We start from the raw sequence: 16,476 nt of genomic DNA, 5'->3' as shown, positions 1-16,476 counted from the left end.
TCGGTTAATGACTAATTAATCAATATGCAATAAAAAAGCCAGTATAAAACTGGCTTTTAACTAACTATAATCAAAATATTTTTCCAAATAAATTTTTAACTCTTTACATATGCTGAATCATGCACGTTTGCTATCGCTCTTCCCGATGGTTCGTTCATGTTTTTAAATGCTTCATCCCATTCTAAAGCTGTTGCTGTACTACAAGCTACACTTGCTTCTTGAGGTACGCTTAATGCAGCTGCATCACTTGGGAAATGCGACTCGAAAATAGAACGGTAATAAAATTCTTCTTTATTTTGTGGTGTCTGAATTGGAAAACGGAATTTTGCGTTCTCCATTTGCTCATCTGTTACTTCTTTTTCTACTATTTCTTTTAAAGTATCAATCCAACTATATCCAACACCATCACTAAACTGCTCTTTTTGTCTCCAAGCTACACTTGCTGGTAACATATCTTCAAAAGCTTTACGTATAATCCACTTTTCCATACGTTCGCCATTTATCATTTTGTCTTGCGGATTAATACTCATAGCTACATCCATAAATTCTTTATCTAAAAATGGCACACGACCTTCAATTCCCCAAGCAGCTAAACTCTTGTTTGCTCTTAAGCAATCGTACATATGAAGTTTATCTATCTTACGCACTGTTTCTTCATGAAATTCTTTTGCATTTGGCGCTTTGTGAAAGTATAAATAACCTCCAAAAACCTCGTCTGCTCCTTCTCCAGACAACACCATTTTTATACCCATAGATTTTATAACTCTAGCCATTAAATACATTGGTGTTGAAGATCTTATAGTCGTAATATCATAAGTTTCGATGTTATAAATCACATCTTTTATAGCGTCTAACCCTTCTTGAATTGTAAATTTAATTTCATGATGTACAGTACCAATATGGTCTGCTACTTTTTGAGCAGCAGCTAAATCTGGTGAACCTTCTAAACCAACTGAAAAACTATGTAATTGCGGATACCAAGCTGCTTGTTGATCATCGCTTTCTACTCTTAATTGTGCATATTTTTTTGCAATTGCAGATGTAACAGAACTATCTAATCCGCCAGACAATAATACACCATAAGGCACATCACTCATTAACTGTCTTTTTACAGCAGCTTCTAGAGCGTCTTTTACTTTTGCTATACTTGTTTGGTTATCTTTTACATTGTCGTATTCTCTCCAATCTCTGTTCCACCATTTAACAAATTCGCCATCTTTACTAGACATATAATGACCTGGAGGAAATAATTCTATTTTAGTACAAATTCCTTCTAGCGCTTTTAACTCTGAAGCAACATAAAATGTCCCGTTTTGATCCCATCCAATATATAACGGTATAATTCCCATATGGTCTCTTGCAATAAAATACTCGTCTTTTTCAGTATCATAAATTGCAAATCCAAAAATACCGTTCATTTCATCTACAAAATCAACACCTTTTTCTTGATACAATGCAAGAATAACTTCGCAATCACTTTGTGTTTGAAAATCGTATTTCCCTTCAAATTGCTTACGTAATTCTCTATGGTTATAAATCTCTCCGTTAGCAGCTAAAACTAGTTTTTTATCAGGACTAAATAGTGGTTGCTTACCAGAAGCTGGATCTACAATAGCCAAACGCTCGTGCGCTAATATTGCTTTATCATCACTGTAAATACCTGACCAATCTGGACCACGATGCCTAATGGTTTTAGACATTTCTAGAATTTGAGGTCTTAAATCTTCACTTTTTTGTTTTAAATCGAAAGCACATACAATTCCGCACATAATATTTTATTTTAATCTGTTAGTTTCTATTTGATAGAACAAATATGACATTTAACTTTCAGTATTAAAACAGTTTACACTATTATGCTTACATTTTTAACAAACAAACTAATATTAAGTTACATATTGTTTGTTTTTGAAGGCAAATTTAATGGATGAGTTAAAATTTGTGACTTTAAAGTTTACACTTTAATATGCCCCCAATTTTCTCCAGTTTTTATTCTATGTAATTGCATCTCTGACACTCCAAACTGCTTAGCTAGTATTTTTAATCTAGTTCTTCTATTTGGGTCAAACAGTTTTTTCTTTAATCGAATAACTTGAGTTTCGGTTAATTTTGCCGAAGGTGTTATCTTTTTTCTAGTTTTATAATGCGGATTACTAAACTGGTGCACTTCTTTTTCTCTTTTTGTTGCCCATTTTAGGTTTTCGACCTTATTATTAAACTTATCATAATCTAGATGAATCACATATGTAGCGTCTTCTGGCTGATCTAAAAAGTGTTGCGCTACTAATTTATGAATATATCTTGCTGTTTTTTTGCCGTCATTTTTTTCTACAGCAACAGTGTTATATCCATTTATGGAATATTGTTTTTCTATTAAAACATCTTCACCATTTACAACTTTAATTAGCCGACCATGGTTAGAGATTTTAAATGTCATTTCTGTGGAAATCTTATCATCAAAGACGATATCTTTCCAGATTTCATTGTAGTAGTTTCTAATCATATTGTATTTCATTTACACACATTATATACAGTATGATTGATAGTATGGACTGCTAATTTACTAAAAATTAGGGAATATTAAGGTATTTATGTGTTTGTAAAGATACTTTCCATTTAGGATTAGCCATAACATAATCTACAATTTGAGGTATCATTTTGTCTCTTTTACTCCATTCTGGCTGCATGTACAATATGCAATTGGCGTTTACTTTACTAGCTTGTTCTTCGGCAAATTTAAAGTCGTCTTTGTTGTAGATAATTACTTTTAACTCGTTAGCATTGTCATATACTTTTTGAGTTGGCAATTTCATTTTTTTAGGAGATAAACAAATCCAATCCCATTCACCTGTTAACTCGTAAGCTCCAGAAGTTTCTATATGTGTTTTACAACCTACTGCTTTTAGTTGTTTGGTAAGTTCGGTCATATCCCAAGTTAAAGGTTCTCCACCAGTAACTACAACGGTATCACTATATTTTCTAGCATTAGCAACAATGGTTTCTGTTTTTGTTGGCGGATGCAATTCTGCAATCCAACTTTCTTTAACATCACACCAATGACAACCAACATCACATCCTCCAATTCTTATAAAATAGGCAGCAGTTCCTTTAAAATAACCTTCACCTTGAATTGTGTAAAATTCTTCCATTAATGGAAGCATCAAACCTTTGTCTACTAATTCTCTTATTTCTTTTTTCATGGTGGGCAAAAGTAAGATAAATAGCTGAATTACTATCGAATTTTCGGTTTTGAATTACGTTTAATCTAGAAAAACGAGGTAAACATCGAAAAAAAGCAAAACCCAATACTCTATTTTTTCGTAAAAATTATAAGAGATAGTATTTTTAAACTGAAAAGATTAATAGCCATGAAAACAATTATCCCTCTAATTTTATTTTCATTTTTTTCAACATTTGCACTTTCGCAGGTTGGTATTAACACTTCAAATCCAGATAATTCTGCGATACTTGATATAGAAAGCAATGAAAAAGGAGTTTTATTTCCAAGATTAACAACCGCAGAACGTGATGCAATTATAAACCCTGCAAATGGTTTAATAATTTTTAATACAGATGTTGATCAATTTCAATATAACATAAACACTACAGGAACACCTGTTTGGGAAGCTGTAAGCGCAACTGCGACCTCAACAGCATCACTTGGACAATCTACTAAATATAGTAATATTGATGTTACAACTAACATAAATAATAACGCTGCCATAAACTTACCTGTTTTTGGACTGATGGAATGGAATGACAACACAACTCTATATACAGTTGATAACATAAACCATACTATAACTATTAACGAAACCGGTAGATATGAGTTACTTGTTAATGCTAGTATTGTGTCTGCAAATACAACTGCTAGAAAGGCTCCAGAAATGTACATATCTGTTAATGGTGCACAAGTAGGATCATTTTCTTCTACTGGTTACATGAGAAGAGCTAACGGTCATGAAGAGACCACTTTAAATCTAAATGAAGTAATACAAGTTAATGCTGGCGATGTTATTAGTATTGATATTTTAAGAGCAGGAAATACTGGAGCAGTAAATTTAAGATCTGTTGGAAGCACCAATTTTTATATTGAAAAAATATTATAACCATAACATACAATTTCTCCCAAACTATTTATAGCCATGAAAACAATTATCCCTCTAATTTTATTTTCATTTTTTTCAACTTTTACACTATCGCAGGTTGGTATTAACACTTCAAATCCAGATGATGGATCTGTTTTACAAATAGACAGTACAACTGGCGCATTCGTTCCTCCAAGAATGACTACAACACAGATGAATGCAATACCAACGCCACTTGAAGGCGCAATGGTTTATAACACTACTACAAATGCATATTATGTTTTTAAAAACAATAATTGGACACCGCAATCTAATCGTACTTTAATAGTTAATCGAGAATTTCCTACAAATAATAACGCAATTTTAACGCCTAATAATACGTATGTAGATTTTCCTATTGGCAATGCAAATACAATTTCTAACAATACAGATTTGTATAATGTAACAGCAAATGGTACTATTAGTATCAATCAAGCAGGAAATTATTTATTTACCGCATCTTTATCTTCTCCAAACATGCCTAACGGAAACACCAAATATATTTTAGCCTTATTTATAAATAATACACTTGTTGGTTATTTAAATAGAGGTGTTGCTACTTTACAAAGCACAGATTATTGGGGAACAAGTGGCGCCATTATGTATCCTGTAAACGCCAATGATGTAATTAAAATAAGATATGTTATTAATAATAATGGTACAACTATAGACGCTAAGTTTGCAAATATTGGCGTCACCAAATTAGACTAGTCATAACTTAATATTGAATTAATATTTGCTTGATTAGTAATTTTTTTCTTCCTGTTTTTTCCTGTATTTTTATCCAAATTTAATACGATGAGTAGACAAGAAGATTTTTTTAATCATATAGTTGAAGGTAATACTTGTAAAGGCGATTTTATCACTTTAGGATCGGCTATATTGGATGGACAAACATTACAAAACGCATATATAAATGTACCGCTAAAAACCATGAATAGACATGGTTTAATCGCTGGAGCAACAGGTACAGGAAAAACTAAAACACTTCAAGTTTTAGCTGAAAATTTAAGCGAAAAAGGTATTCCTGTTTTATTAATGGATATAAAAGGAGACCTTAGCGGAATTGCACAACCAAGTCCTGGTCATGTTAAGATAGACGAACGCATGAAAAAAATAGGCCTATCTTTTGAGCCTAAAAGTTTTCCAGTAGAAATTATGAGTCTTTCTGAGCAAGATGGTGTAAGACTTCGTGCAACGATTAGCGAGTTTGGTCCTGTATTAATTTCAAGAATCTTAGATCTTACCGAAACTCAAGCTGGTATTGTTGCTGTTATTTTTAAATACTGTGATGATAACAAATTACCGTTATTAGACTTAAAAGATTTTAAAAAGATTTTACAATATGCTACAGACGAAGGTAAAGAAGAATTTAAAGAAGCTTACGGAAGAATAAGTACAGCATCTTCTGGAGCAATTCTTAGAAAAATAATAGAAATAGAACAACAAGGTGGCGATTTATTTTTTGGTGAAAAAAGTTTTGAAGTAGAAGATTTAGTACGTACTACGCGTGATGGTCGTGGTTACATTAATATTATTAGATTAACAGACATACAAGATAGACCAAAATTATTTTCGACATTTATGTTAAGCCTTTTGGCAGAAATCTACGAGACTTTTCCAGAAAAAGGCGATGCAGACAGACCAGAATTAATCATGTTTATTGACGAGGCGCATTTAATTTTTGATCAAGCCTCTAAAGCTTTACTTAATCAAATTGAAAGTATTGTAAAACTAATACGTAGTAAAGGTATTGGCTTATACTTTGTAACTCAAAACCCAACAGATGTTCCTGAAGGCGTATTAAGTCAATTAGGTTTAAAAATTCAACATGCTTTACGTGCCTTTACAGCTAAAGACAGAAAAGCTATAAAGCTAACCGCTCAAAATTATCCAGACACAGATTATTATGATACTGCCGAAGTATTAACTAGTTTAGGAACAGGTGAAGCTTTAGTATCAGCTCTAAACGAAAAAGGAAGACCAACACCATTAGCCGCAACTATGATGCGTGCTCCAATGAGTAGAATGGATGTACTAACAGACAAAGAGTTGCAAAATCTTCTTGACGATTCTAAGTTAGTGTTAAAATATAATGACGAAGTAGATCGCGAAAGTGCTTATGAAATTTTAAACAAAAAAATTGAAAAAGCAGAACAACTAAAAGCCGAAGAAGAAGAAAAAGAAGCAAAAGAAAAAGCATCAAGATCATCCAGCAGAAGCCGAAGAAGCACAAGACAAAACCCAATTATTAAAGTATTAACAAGTGCTACATTTATTAGAGCTGCATTTGGAATACTTAAAAAAGTAATGAAATAAAATAACGACTAACAAAAATGAAAAAAACAATATTTGCCCTAAGTACATTATTAGCTTTAGCTACTTCTTGTAAAAAAGAAGTAAATCCTTTTTTAATTACAGACCATAATGTAGGTTTAATAACAGATAGCACTCAAGTAAAAGATCTAGATGTTATTTTTGCAAAAGACTCTGTTGTTAAACCCATTGCAGGAGACGAGTTTACTGGTACTTTTAATAGTATAGAAGTTTATGAAAAAGGCGGCAACCATTTATTAAGTATTACACCTAAACAAGCTTTAGATAGTACTTCTTTAATTTCATCAATTAAATTTAAGGACTCAAGATTTAAAACCGAAAAAGGTATTAATAGTCTAAGTACTTTTGGTGATATAGAAAACAATTACGAAATCACAAAAATTCAAAATTCTTTTAAAAGTGCTTCTGTAAGTGTAAAAGGTAGTCCTTTAATGTTTCTTTTTGATAAAAATGATTTGCCTGCTGAGTTTAGATTTGATATGAGAAAAACTATAGAACCAGTTAATATTCCTGATCAAGCAAAAATTAAACATTTCATGATTGGATGGTAAAAGGTATTTAGTATTTAGTATTTAGTATTTAGTATTTAGTAAAAATATTAAGCAAGTAATTAATGAGTGTTGTCCAATTTAAAAATTCAAAAAAGAAAAAAGCAAATCTTATTGCTGCTGTATTATGGATCATTTACTCTATTACTATGTTTTATTATGACAGCAAAAACTCTTTATGGTATAAATATCTCGGTATTCCATTAGTTATCTTTTATCTTTTAGCGTATTTTTTAGACAAAGGAATAATCTATCAAATAGATAACAACATAATTAAAACTAAAGGTGTTTTTAGCAAATCTTTTGATTTAAATGAATTGAAAAGAATTAACAGAAACCAACACGGGATGCGATTAATTTCTGAAAAACAAAATGATTTTAGAATAGAAAAATCTTTTCTTACAATTGAAGATTACAACGCTCTAGAAAGCATATTAAAAACCTATGAAAAAGCTACTGAAAAATGAAAAAATACACGATACAAAATAGCCCATTTGTTGTACCAACAACTGACGGAAAATTAATAGAAGAACATTTTGGACAAGCTACAAATGATAATAAAGATATAAGCATAGCGCACATGATTGCGCCTGCTGGTTGGTCAGAGCCATTTCAGACTCCAGAATTTGATGAGTATACCTATATTATAAAAGGTAAAAAGCAATTTATTATTGAAGATGAAACCGTTGTTTTAGAAGCTGGACAATCTATAAAAATCAATAAAAACACAAGAATACAATACTCTAATCCATTTACTGTTGCTTGCGAATATATTTCTATTTGTACACCAGCATTTTCTATGGATTTAATTCACAGAGAAGACCAATAATAATGAAAAAAATAATTCAAAAAGCTTTACCAAAAATTATTGGCACATCGCTAAACACTATTAGTCATATTGCGCCAAAATATGCAAGTACAAAAGCATTAGATATTTTTGCTACGCCAAGAAAAGGTAGGTTAAACCATTGGCAAAAAAGCTTTTTAGAAAATGCAGAACAGCTTACCTTAAACTACGAAGACTACAACATACATACTTACAACTGGAAAGGTAATAAACAAACAGTTTTATTAGCTCACGGTTGGGAAAGTAATACCTATCGTTGGAAATCTTTAATAAATAAATTAAAAGAAGAAGATTATAATATTGTTGCTTTAGATGCTCCTGCACATGGACAATCTAGCGGTAATAAATTTAATGCTATTTTGTATTCAGAGTTTATAAATATTGTTGCAAATCACTACAAACCAAATATCGTTATTGGTCATTCGGTTGGTGGTATGGCTACTGTATTTTTTCAGTATAAATATCAATTAAATAGTATAGAAAAATTGGTGTTACTTGGCGCGCCATCAGAGTTTACAAAAATTTTCAAAAACTACGTTAATTTGCTAAATTATAATCGTAAAATTGAAAAAGGATTAAACCAATTAGTTGTAGACAAATATGATAACGAACCTGCATTTTTTTCTTCAGCTAACTTTTCAAAAACAATAGAAGCTGAAGGTTTGATTATTCACGATAAATCTGATAAAATTATAGATTATAATGAAGCTGAATTAATAGCAAAACATTATAAAAATTCTACTTTAAAAACTACAGAAGGTTTAGGTCATAGCTTAAAAGACGAAAGCATAGACGATCTAATTGTAAACTTTATAAACAATTAACTTTGGAAGAACAACTAACAAGACTTAACAAATATCTAAGTGAAGCTGGATATTGCTCACGTCGCGAAGCCGATAAATTAATAGATGCTGGTCGTGTAACCATTAATGGTATTGTTCCAGAAATGGGCACAAAAGTTGGCGAAAAAGATGTTGTAGCTGTAGATGGTGAAATTGTAAAAAACAATAAAAACCAATTTGTCTATTTAGCGTTTAACAAACCTGTTGGTATAGTTTGCACAACAGATACAAGAGTTGAAAAAGACAATATTATAGATTTTATTAATTATCCAAAACGAATTTTCCCTATCGGACGTTTGGACAAACCAAGTGAAGGATTAATCTTTTTAACAGACGACGGTGACATCGTCAATAAAATACTTCGCGCTAGTAATAATCACGAAAAAGAATATGTCGTAACCGTAGACAAACCTATATCGCAAACATTTATTAACCGAATGTCTAACGGAATATATTTAGAAGAACTAGGTAAAACCACAAAAAAGTGTAAAGTAAAAAAACTGGATAGTCACACGTTTAACATTATACTTACGCAAGGATTAAATCGTCAAATTAGACGTATGTGTACGTATTTAGGTTACGAAGTACAAACCCTAAAACGTGTTAGAATTATGAATATAAAATTAGATGTTCCAGTTGGATCTTATCGTGAATTTACTAAAGAAGAAATCAAGACTTTAAATGCACTTTTAGAAGATTCTACCAAGACATTTAAAGCACAAACTACTAATAGACGAAAAAAATAACACTACCTTAAACCTATTGATTAACATATCATTAAGTCTAATCCGTACAAATAATAGCTATCTTTATAATTCAACCAAAAAAATTTGAATTATGATTAGAATATTAGCATTGGTATTAACCATTGGCGGAATGATAGCATTAATATTAGGTATCTTAGGTATTTTTGGCAACAACCTAGTTGCGTTAAGTCCTTGGGCTTTAACTATTTTGGGTGGAATTTTTTTCTTATCTGGTGTTTCTATGCTTAAATACAGAAAAGATAAACCTATCGAGTCTTAACAGATTGTTTACCAAACAAATAAAATGGTAAATACACTATTAAAAAAGCAGGTATTAACATTACCTCAACCTTTATTATATAATAAGGCCAATCTCCTAAGTAGTCTAATACTGAAGCTGAGATTGGCTTTTTATTTAAATACGAATAATTAGAATTTAACAGATAATTAATCGCCATTAAGATTAAAGCATAGACTTGCAAAACTAAAAAAGACTTTACAACACTTTTTAAAGTTGGTTTAAATTTTAAGACACTTATTGCATAAAGTATAATTAAAATTAAACCTAAATGAACAATCCAATATCTAAAGTAATCAAACGAAGGAAATCCAATAGCAATGTCTGGAGTAATCACACCTTGAATGGTTCCTAGAATTATCCAAAACAACAATATTTCAAAAAGCAAATAACTTTTACTAACCGTAAATACAACAATAAACAAACCCATAAAACTACATAAAAATAAAGGTAAGTCTGTTTGTAAACTATAAGTAGTAAATCCTATTTGATAAAGATGAAAAAGTACCATAATTCCTGATACCAAAACACCTAATAAATTAAATATTAAATATTGTGTTTTTAATGTTTGCTTTTTACTGTAAAAAATTACTAAAAAACCAATACCAATAGCTAAAATAATTGGCAGCAAGTGTTCTAAACTTCCAAATAAGACACGTTGAGTTAAGGGCATAAAAAAACCTGAAGTTAATCAGGTTTAAAAATATAAAATAATAATTTAATTATTTGTTAGATTTTCTATGTCTTTCTCTAGCTAATAGCGTGTTTTTAAGTAACATTGCGATTGTCATTGGTCCTACTCCACCAGGTACAGGAGTAATGTAACTCGCCTTTTTACTTACATTTTCATAATCTACATCTCCTGTGATCACATAACCTTTAGCAGCGTTTTCATCAGGAACACGAGTAATACCTACATCAATAATTACTGCATCGTCTTTAACCATTTCGGCTTTTAAAAAATTTGGCACACCTAATGCAGAAATAATAATATCTGCTTGACTTGTTATTTGAGTAATGTTTTTAGTATGACTGTGTGTTAAAGTAACGGTTGAGTTACCAGGAAACCCTTTACGTCCCATTAAAATACTCATCGGTCTTCCAACAATATGTGATCTACCAATAACCACTGTATGCTTTCCTTTAGTATCTACTTGGTAACGATCTAATAGTTCTAAAATCCCGAAAGGAGTTGCAGGAATAAAAGTTGACATATCTAATGCCATTTTACCAAAATTCATTGGATGAAATCCATCTACGTCTTTATCTGGATGAACAGCCATCAAAACCTTTTGAGTATCTATTTGCGGTGGTAATGGTAATTGAATGATAAAACCATCTATATCATCATTTTCATTTAACTCTTCTATTTTATCTAATAATTCTATTTCGCTAGTTGTATTAGACATACGTACCATTGTAGATTCAAATCCTACACGCTCGCAAGCTCTTACTTTACTACCTACGTAAGTTAAACTTGCTCCATCGTTACCTACAATAACTGCTGCAAGATGTGGCACTTTTTCGCCATTAGCCTTCATCTTATCGACTTCAGCTTTAATTTCATTTTTAATGTCGTTACTTACCTTTTTTCCGTCAAGAATTGTCATGTTGTGTTGTTGTTATTTAAGATTGGTAATTAAACTAAACTTGTTGTTTTATATTGAAAATAAAAAAACATGAGTTACCTCATGTTTTTCATTGCTTGCATCATACGTTTTCCGCCGCCACCTTGCATCATTTTCATCATTTTGCTCATTTGGTCAAACTGTTTTAATAATTGGTTAACCTCTTGAACAGATGTACCAGAACCTTTTCCGATACGTTTTTTTCTACTTGCGTTTATTATAGAAGGATTGGCGCGTTCTTTTGGTGTCATAGAGTGTATAATTGCTTCTATACCTTTAAAAGCATCGTCATCTATGTCTATATTTTTCATCATTTTTCCAGCTCCTGGTATCATCCCGATAAGGTCTTTCATGTTACCCATCTTTTTGATTTGCTGGATTTGCTTTAAGAAGTCGTCAAAACCAAATTGGTTTTTAGCGATTTTCTTCTGTAATTTTCTAGCTTCTTGCTCGTCAAACTGCTCTTGCGCTCTTTCTACTAAAGATACAACGTCTCCCATACCAAGGATACGATCTGCCATACGTGAAGGATAGAAAACATCTATTGCTTCCATTTTTTCACCTGTACCAATAAACTTAATTGGTTTGTTTACTACAGATTTAATAGAAATTGCAGCTCCACCACGTGTATCACCATCTAATTTGGTTAAGATTACACCATCAAAATTTAAGACATCGTTGAAGGCTTTTGCTGTATTTACAGCATCTTGACCTGTCATTGAGTCTACAACAAAAAGTGTTTCTTGTGGTTGAATTGCTTTATGGATGTTAGAGATCTCGGTCATCATAGCTTCATCTACAGCTAAACGACCAGCAGTATCTATAATAACTACATTGTGACCATTTGCTTTTGCATGCGCTATACCTGCTTGAGCAATTGCTACAGGATCTGTATTACCTTTATCGCTATATACATCTACCTTTATTTGATCTCCTACTACGTGTAACTGATCTACCGCTGCTGGACGATATACATCACAAGCTACTAATAAAGGTTTTTTTGTTTTTTTCTTCTTTAAGTAATTGGCTAATTTACCCGAAAAAGTGGTTTTACCAGATCCTTGTAAACCAGACATTAAAATTACAGTTGGAGCTCCAGAAAGATTAATTCCTGTTGCGTCTCCGCCCATAAGTTCTGTTAATTCATCTTTAACAATTTTTACCATTAACTGTCCTGGTTGTAACGTTGTTAATACGTCTTGACCAAGTGCTTTTTCTTTTACGTTGTTGGTAAATTCTTTTGCAATTTTGTAGTTAACATCGGCATCTAAAAGCGCACGTCTTACTTCTTTTAGGGTTTCGGCAACGTTTACTTCTGTAATGCTACCATGACCTTTTAATACGTGTAAGGCTTTATCTAACTTTTCACTTAAATTATTAAACATAATTTTTTTGATTTTTAAGAAGCACAAAAATAGGAATTTGATGTGTATTTATAAAGTCTAATTACTATTTAATTGAATAAAAAAAGGCTTATCAAATCTGATAAGCCTTTTTGTTGTATTTATTGAAGTTTTTCAAAAGTTAAATAATCTGTTCCTCCATTTCCTCCACTTATATCTATGAGCTCGATTTTTGTTGAAGAATGAGAAATTATATCCCAATCGTCTGATAATTCTTCAAAATTTGGTGGACTTGTAAAATTTATATTAAAGTCTACATCTTCTGGAGAATCATCTGAGCTATTACTATCTGTAACAGACCAACTTCCTATGTAAGTATTTGATCCGTTGGCAGCAGTTAGTTGATTATTTGTTTCAAAAGAAAACGTAAATCCATTAAAATTCTCTGTTTCTTCTTGATCTGTATCAAAAAAGTAGGTCACTTCCCAATTACTACTTTGGACTTGAGTAGTAATTTGTTGTATGGTCTGCGAATTATTAGTTTGCTGATTATCGTCATCGTCTGAACACATTGATGACATTAATGACATTGACAACATTAATAATAACGAAGTTTTAATTTCTGTTTTCATAATGAAAGGATTTAGATTAATTAACGTGTATAAATTTAATTATTGTTTTTCAAAAACTAACACATATTGATTGTTATTATCGTCATTAACATGATGTAATTCCATACGATTAGCGTCTACTTCTGTAATATACCAATCGTCATCCAATTGCCAGTATGGGAATTGACCTAAGTAATTGATTACAAATCTTAAAGTTCCGTTACTGTCTCTTACCACATCACCTTGTAAGTTTGTGATTGTACCATTATCATTTGCTATGATATTAGCTTCGGTAGAAAAATCAAATTCTATTCCAGCGTAATCTGAAGTATTATCTACATTATCCATTGTAGAGTATGTGATTTGCCAATCTCCGTTGTATAACCAATTTTGGATTTCTTCTACATCGTTATCTGATGTGTTTGTACAAACTTTTTCAAATTTTAATGTTGTATTTGAATTAGAATCTGAGAAAATTATATAGTCGTCTGAAATTAAATCAACAGAATAATAATTACCTAATCCTGAAGACGATCCATACATCGCAAATAGCACTATTAATTCTTGTGACCCTGTTGCGTCTGCAGATAGACTACCGTAATTTACTGCTGCTCCATCTGTTGCATATACAAATTCGTTTTCATGAAAAGTATATGTATGTGAAGCGTAATTATCTGTTTGATCTGTCCCATTTGATATAAAGCTGTAAACAGTCCAATCGCATGATGTGATAGCATCAAATAATTGAGTTTCGGTATAACAATTTTGTTGTTCTAAAACCATGGTTTGGCTTGTTCCGTTTATAAATTCTAAATAATTAGTGTCACAATTTGTAACTTTCCAGTAATCATTTATTGCTTGAATATTTGGACCTGCTACGTTGTAAAATTCTAATACTGCATCTCCTGCAACTTCTGTTACTTCCCAATTACCTGTGTAACTGTTGTTGTCTTGTGTATTAATAATTGTTAATGCATTTCCTGATTGGAAAATTAAATCATAATGCACTAAATTATCATCTCCATTTAAACTTGTAACATTCCATTTACATTCTTGTAAATAAGCTTCTACATCTTGTGTCGAGCAGTTTACACTACAATCTTCTAGTATTAATTCTATTTCGAAGATTTCATAATTTCCGTTAGTTAATAATTCAACTCTAACATATATGGTTTGAGGCGATGTTGTATTTGTAAATGCTTGCGGATTTGCGATAGCGTTTGTTCCATTTTCGGCATCTACAATAGTTTCGTAGTAAGTTAAATTATACGTTGCTGGATCAACACAATTATTAAAAGCAACTGTAAGATCAAAGACTTCAAATCCATCTAAATTATCATCACACTTTACAATTTGAGCATCAAAACTTTCAAAACAATCAAAATCATTATTGCTTGTATTACATTCTTGCTCTATTTGCATATTTATGTTGTTAGAAGTATGGATTAAATCAAACTCATAATCATGCTCGCAGTCTACAATAATCCAATCTCCAGAAATATCACTCCAGTCTGTGGTAAAGGTTAGCACAAAATTAGCACTGCTTTGTGCTACAGACCAACTACCATCATGTACAGCATTTCCTGAAGCATCGTAAGCTGTAAAATTATAGCTACTATCAAAATCTATATAATAATCGTTAAAAGTGTTTGTATTGTTGTATTGCGAGATTTCCCAAACACATTCTTTTAAAGCTAATTCTATAAACTCTTCTGTACAATCGTCGTCATTCCAATCGTAGTCATCATCTTCGTCACAAGTTCCATCTGCATTTTCTATTGCTGTGGTTAACTCTGCATTACTATTTACTACAACTATGTCGCCATTAGCAGCTTCTAAAGACACAGGGAAATTTAAACTAGCAATTACAGGACCATTTAATGTGTCTAAAAATGAATATAATTCTTGATCAGAATTTACCGTAACTGTATCTATAACTTGAAAATCTGTATTATAAATAGAAAATGAAATTGGATAAACAAAGTCTATACACTCTATATCATCATCCGTTTCGTTTTCGCCATTACAATCTGCAATTAACGCGTCTAATTGTTGCTGACTTGTAATTGTAATTTGAGAATAATCGTTTAAAGTAACCGTTATAGGAAACGAGATTTCTACTTGATCATCATCTGTTGTTAACGCGTCTAAAATGGCTTCTAATTGACTATAATCTGTAACGCTTTGAATGGTTATTGTTACACCATTTGCTGTAACAGTAACAGGCAAATTAACTTCCAAGCAATTGGCATAATCTACAATATTGTCTATAGATCCATCATTAGATGCTGTTCTTGCCATTAAATTTGCTGTTGCTGAATCTCCTTCAATAACATCATCGTTGGAAGGATTAATAATTTCGGTTTCTTCTTGCTGACAAGAGAATAACATCGCCAGCATAAAAAAAGCACATAACCAGACACTTTTTAAATTAAAGGATAAGTTGGTTTTTTTCATAATTGTTGTTTTTTATTGTTGAAATTTCTTTTTCAAAAAGCAAGATTTTCCCACTTTTAAATATAAAACAGTTTAAACTAAAAAATTCCTACCTTGACTTTGTAAAAAAATTAATTCTACTTTGTAGTCGCTAACAATTACACATTTAATGTCTAAACAATTACATAAAGATTTTTGCCAACAAAGTTTATTTAAATCGTTTTTTAATAAGCATTCTAAATCCTTACACGATTATTTATACTATAAGTATGGAGAACGATTAAATCCGCAAGACAAAGTTCAAGATGCATTTATTAAGCTTTGGGAAAATTGTAAAAAAGTCACTCCAGAAAAAGCAAAAAGTTATGTTTATACTATTGCTAACAATTTAATGCTAAATGAAGTTGCACATCAAAAAGTAGTTTTAAAACATAAAACGATAACTCCAAAATCTTATAGTAACGAGAGTCCAGAATTTTTGATGCAAGAAGAACAATATAAAGTAAAACTAGAAACCGCAATAGCAAACCTTACAGAAGCAGAACGCGTTGCGTTTTTAATGAATAGAACCGAAGGAAAACGCTTTAAAGAAATTGCTGCTATATTAGATATAAGTACAAAAGCTGTAGAAAAACGTATTTATAGCGCACTTAAAAAGTTACGAAAAGACATAGAAGGTATATAGTTAAATTAAAAAAATTAAATTAACAGGTAGG

18 protein-coding genes are annotated in these 16,476 nt (G+C 31.3%); 10 read left to right on the top strand and 8 right to left on the bottom strand.

The window, feature by feature from the left end; genetic code table 11:
• Positions 1–95 precede the first annotated feature (95 nt).
• The 3 genes from asnB to IFB02_RS08980 form a co-directional block, all read right to left on the bottom strand.
• On the bottom strand, positions 96–1,769 hold the full coding sequence (asnB, locus tag IFB02_RS08990) for an asparagine synthase B (RefSeq protein WP_106687624.1): 1,674 nt from the start codon (positions 1,767–1,769) through the stop codon (positions 96–98).
• A 182-nt stretch (positions 1,770–1,951) separates the two neighbouring features.
• The gene (locus IFB02_RS08985) at positions 1,952–2,500 is read right to left on the bottom strand and encodes an HNH endonuclease family protein (RefSeq protein ID WP_106687873.1); all 549 of its coding nucleotides are present in this window, start codon (positions 2,498–2,500) and stop codon (positions 1,952–1,954) included.
• Positions 2,501–2,567: 67 nt separating this feature from the next.
• Positions 2,568–3,197, bottom strand: a complete 630-nt coding sequence (locus IFB02_RS08980; RefSeq protein ID WP_106687625.1) for a 7-carboxy-7-deazaguanine synthase QueE — start codon at positions 3,195–3,197, stop codon at positions 2,568–2,570.
• A gap of 168 nt (positions 3,198–3,365) precedes the next feature.
• Between IFB02_RS08980 and IFB02_RS08975 the strand changes: the two genes are divergently transcribed.
• The 9 genes from IFB02_RS08975 (at position 3,366) to IFB02_RS08935 (ending at position 9,724) form a co-directional block, all read left to right on the top strand.
• Entirely contained in the window at positions 3,366–4,106 is a 741-nt protein-coding gene (locus tag IFB02_RS08975) for a hypothetical protein (protein WP_106687626.1), read from the top strand.
• A gap of 36 nt (positions 4,107–4,142) precedes the next feature.
• On the top strand, positions 4,143–4,835 hold the full coding sequence (locus IFB02_RS08970) for a hypothetical protein (protein ID WP_106687627.1): 693 nt from the start codon (positions 4,143–4,145) through the stop codon (positions 4,833–4,835).
• Between the two features lie 87 nt (positions 4,836–4,922).
• Positions 4,923–6,443, top strand: a complete 1,521-nt coding sequence (locus tag IFB02_RS08965; protein WP_106687628.1) for a helicase HerA-like domain-containing protein — start codon at positions 4,923–4,925, stop codon at positions 6,441–6,443.
• A gap of 17 nt (positions 6,444–6,460) precedes the next feature.
• Positions 6,461–7,012 carry a hypothetical protein gene (locus IFB02_RS08960; RefSeq protein ID WP_106687629.1) on the top strand — a complete coding sequence of 184 codons (552 nt, stop codon included), beginning with the start codon at positions 6,461–6,463 and terminating at the stop codon, positions 7,010–7,012.
• A 62-nt stretch (positions 7,013–7,074) separates the two neighbouring features.
• A complete protein-coding gene (locus tag IFB02_RS08955) occupies positions 7,075–7,476 on the top strand; it encodes a hypothetical protein (RefSeq protein ID WP_106687630.1) in 402 nt (133 codons plus the stop codon).
• Positions 7,473–7,838 (top strand): cupin domain-containing protein, encoded by a 366-nt coding sequence (locus tag IFB02_RS08950; protein ID WP_106687631.1) that lies wholly within the window; start codon positions 7,473–7,475, stop codon positions 7,836–7,838. Before IFB02_RS08955 ends, IFB02_RS08950 begins: the two co-directional genes overlap by 4 nt.
• A 2-nt stretch (positions 7,839–7,840) precedes the next feature.
• Entirely contained in the window at positions 7,841–8,680 is an 840-nt protein-coding gene (locus IFB02_RS08945) for an alpha/beta hydrolase (protein WP_223878830.1), read from the top strand.
• A gap of 2 nt (positions 8,681–8,682) precedes the next feature.
• Positions 8,683–9,444 (top strand): 23S rRNA pseudouridine(2604) synthase RluF, encoded by a 762-nt coding sequence (gene rluF, locus IFB02_RS08940; protein ID WP_106687632.1) that lies wholly within the window; start codon positions 8,683–8,685, stop codon positions 9,442–9,444.
• A gap of 91 nt (positions 9,445–9,535) precedes the next feature.
• A complete protein-coding gene (locus IFB02_RS08935; RefSeq protein WP_106687633.1) occupies positions 9,536–9,724 on the top strand; it encodes a hypothetical protein in 189 nt (62 codons plus the stop codon).
• On the opposite strand, the gene IFB02_RS08930 is transcribed toward IFB02_RS08935, so the two are convergent.
• The 5 genes from IFB02_RS08930 to IFB02_RS08910 all read right to left on the bottom strand — a co-directional run bounded on the left by IFB02_RS08930 (position 9,711) and on the right by IFB02_RS08910 (position 15,781).
• Complete coding sequence (locus tag IFB02_RS08930; RefSeq protein ID WP_106687634.1) at positions 9,711–10,415, bottom strand: YwaF family protein; 705 nt, start codon at positions 10,413–10,415, stop codon at positions 9,711–9,713. The two genes, IFB02_RS08935 and IFB02_RS08930, sit on opposite strands and share 14 nt — an antisense overlap.
• Before the next feature lie 49 nt (positions 10,416–10,464).
• Positions 10,465–11,352: a bifunctional 5,10-methylenetetrahydrofolate dehydrogenase/5,10-methenyltetrahydrofolate cyclohydrolase gene (locus tag IFB02_RS08925; protein ID WP_106687635.1), complete on the bottom strand. Its 888-nt coding sequence runs from the start codon at positions 11,350–11,352 to the stop codon at positions 10,465–10,467.
• A gap of 74 nt (positions 11,353–11,426) precedes the next feature.
• Positions 11,427–12,755: a signal recognition particle protein gene (ffh, locus tag IFB02_RS08920; RefSeq protein ID WP_106687636.1), complete on the bottom strand. Its 1,329-nt coding sequence runs from the start codon at positions 12,753–12,755 to the stop codon at positions 11,427–11,429.
• A 119-nt stretch (positions 12,756–12,874) separates the two neighbouring features.
• Positions 12,875–13,345, bottom strand: coding sequence for a hypothetical protein (locus tag IFB02_RS08915; protein ID WP_223878829.1), 471 nt, complete (start codon positions 13,343–13,345; stop codon positions 12,875–12,877).
• 39 nt (positions 13,346–13,384) lie between these two features.
• Positions 13,385–15,781 (bottom strand): hypothetical protein, encoded by a 2,397-nt coding sequence (locus IFB02_RS08910; protein WP_106687637.1) that lies wholly within the window; start codon positions 15,779–15,781, stop codon positions 13,385–13,387.
• 148 nt (positions 15,782–15,929) lie between these two features.
• Here IFB02_RS08910 and IFB02_RS08905 point away from each other — a divergent pair, with 148 nt between their 5' ends.
• A complete protein-coding gene (locus tag IFB02_RS08905) occupies positions 15,930–16,445 on the top strand; it encodes an RNA polymerase sigma factor (RefSeq protein WP_106687638.1) in 516 nt (171 codons plus the stop codon).
• Positions 16,446–16,476 lie beyond the last annotated feature (31 nt).

This window comes from Mesoflavibacter profundi, assembly GCF_014764305.1.
GTDB classification, from domain to species: Bacteria; Bacteroidota; Bacteroidia; order Flavobacteriales; family Flavobacteriaceae; genus Mesoflavibacter; species Mesoflavibacter profundi.
This window is presented reverse-complemented; position numbering and strand designations above follow the sequence as displayed.

Coding starts and splice junctions, on each gene's coding strand:
- asnB (WP_106687624.1), bottom strand. CDS start 1,769: ATGTGCGGAATTGTATGTGCTTTCGATTTAAAACAAAAAAGTGAAGAT.
- IFB02_RS08985 (WP_106687873.1), bottom strand. CDS start 2,500: ATGATTAGAAACTACTACAATGAAATCTGGAAAGATATCGTCTTTGAT.
- IFB02_RS08980 (WP_106687625.1), bottom strand. CDS start 3,197: ATGAAAAAAGAAATAAGAGAATTAGTAGACAAAGGTTTGATGCTTCCA.
- IFB02_RS08975 (WP_106687626.1), top strand. CDS start 3,366: ATGAAAACAATTATCCCTCTAATTTTATTTTCATTTTTTTCAACATTT.
- IFB02_RS08970 (WP_106687627.1), top strand. CDS start 4,143: ATGAAAACAATTATCCCTCTAATTTTATTTTCATTTTTTTCAACTTTT.
- IFB02_RS08965 (WP_106687628.1), top strand. CDS start 4,923: ATGAGTAGACAAGAAGATTTTTTTAATCATATAGTTGAAGGTAATACT.
- IFB02_RS08960 (WP_106687629.1), top strand. CDS start 6,461: ATGAAAAAAACAATATTTGCCCTAAGTACATTATTAGCTTTAGCTACT.
- IFB02_RS08955 (WP_106687630.1), top strand. CDS start 7,075: ATGAGTGTTGTCCAATTTAAAAATTCAAAAAAGAAAAAAGCAAATCTT.
- IFB02_RS08950 (WP_106687631.1), top strand. CDS start 7,473: ATGAAAAAATACACGATACAAAATAGCCCATTTGTTGTACCAACAACT.
- IFB02_RS08945 (WP_223878830.1), top strand. CDS start 7,841: ATGAAAAAAATAATTCAAAAAGCTTTACCAAAAATTATTGGCACATCG.
- IFB02_RS08935 (WP_106687633.1), top strand. CDS start 9,536: ATGATTAGAATATTAGCATTGGTATTAACCATTGGCGGAATGATAGCA.
- IFB02_RS08930 (WP_106687634.1), bottom strand. CDS start 10,415: ATGCCCTTAACTCAACGTGTCTTATTTGGAAGTTTAGAACACTTGCTG.
- IFB02_RS08925 (WP_106687635.1), bottom strand. CDS start 11,352: ATGACAATTCTTGACGGAAAAAAGGTAAGTAACGACATTAAAAATGAA.
- ffh (WP_106687636.1), bottom strand. CDS start 12,755: ATGTTTAATAATTTAAGTGAAAAGTTAGATAAAGCCTTACACGTATTA.
- IFB02_RS08915 (WP_223878829.1), bottom strand. CDS start 13,345: ATGAAAACAGAAATTAAAACTTCGTTATTATTAATGTTGTCAATGTCA.
- IFB02_RS08910 (WP_106687637.1), bottom strand. CDS start 15,781: ATGAAAAAAACCAACTTATCCTTTAATTTAAAAAGTGTCTGGTTATGT.
- IFB02_RS08905 (WP_106687638.1), top strand. CDS start 15,930: ATGTCTAAACAATTACATAAAGATTTTTGCCAACAAAGTTTATTTAAA.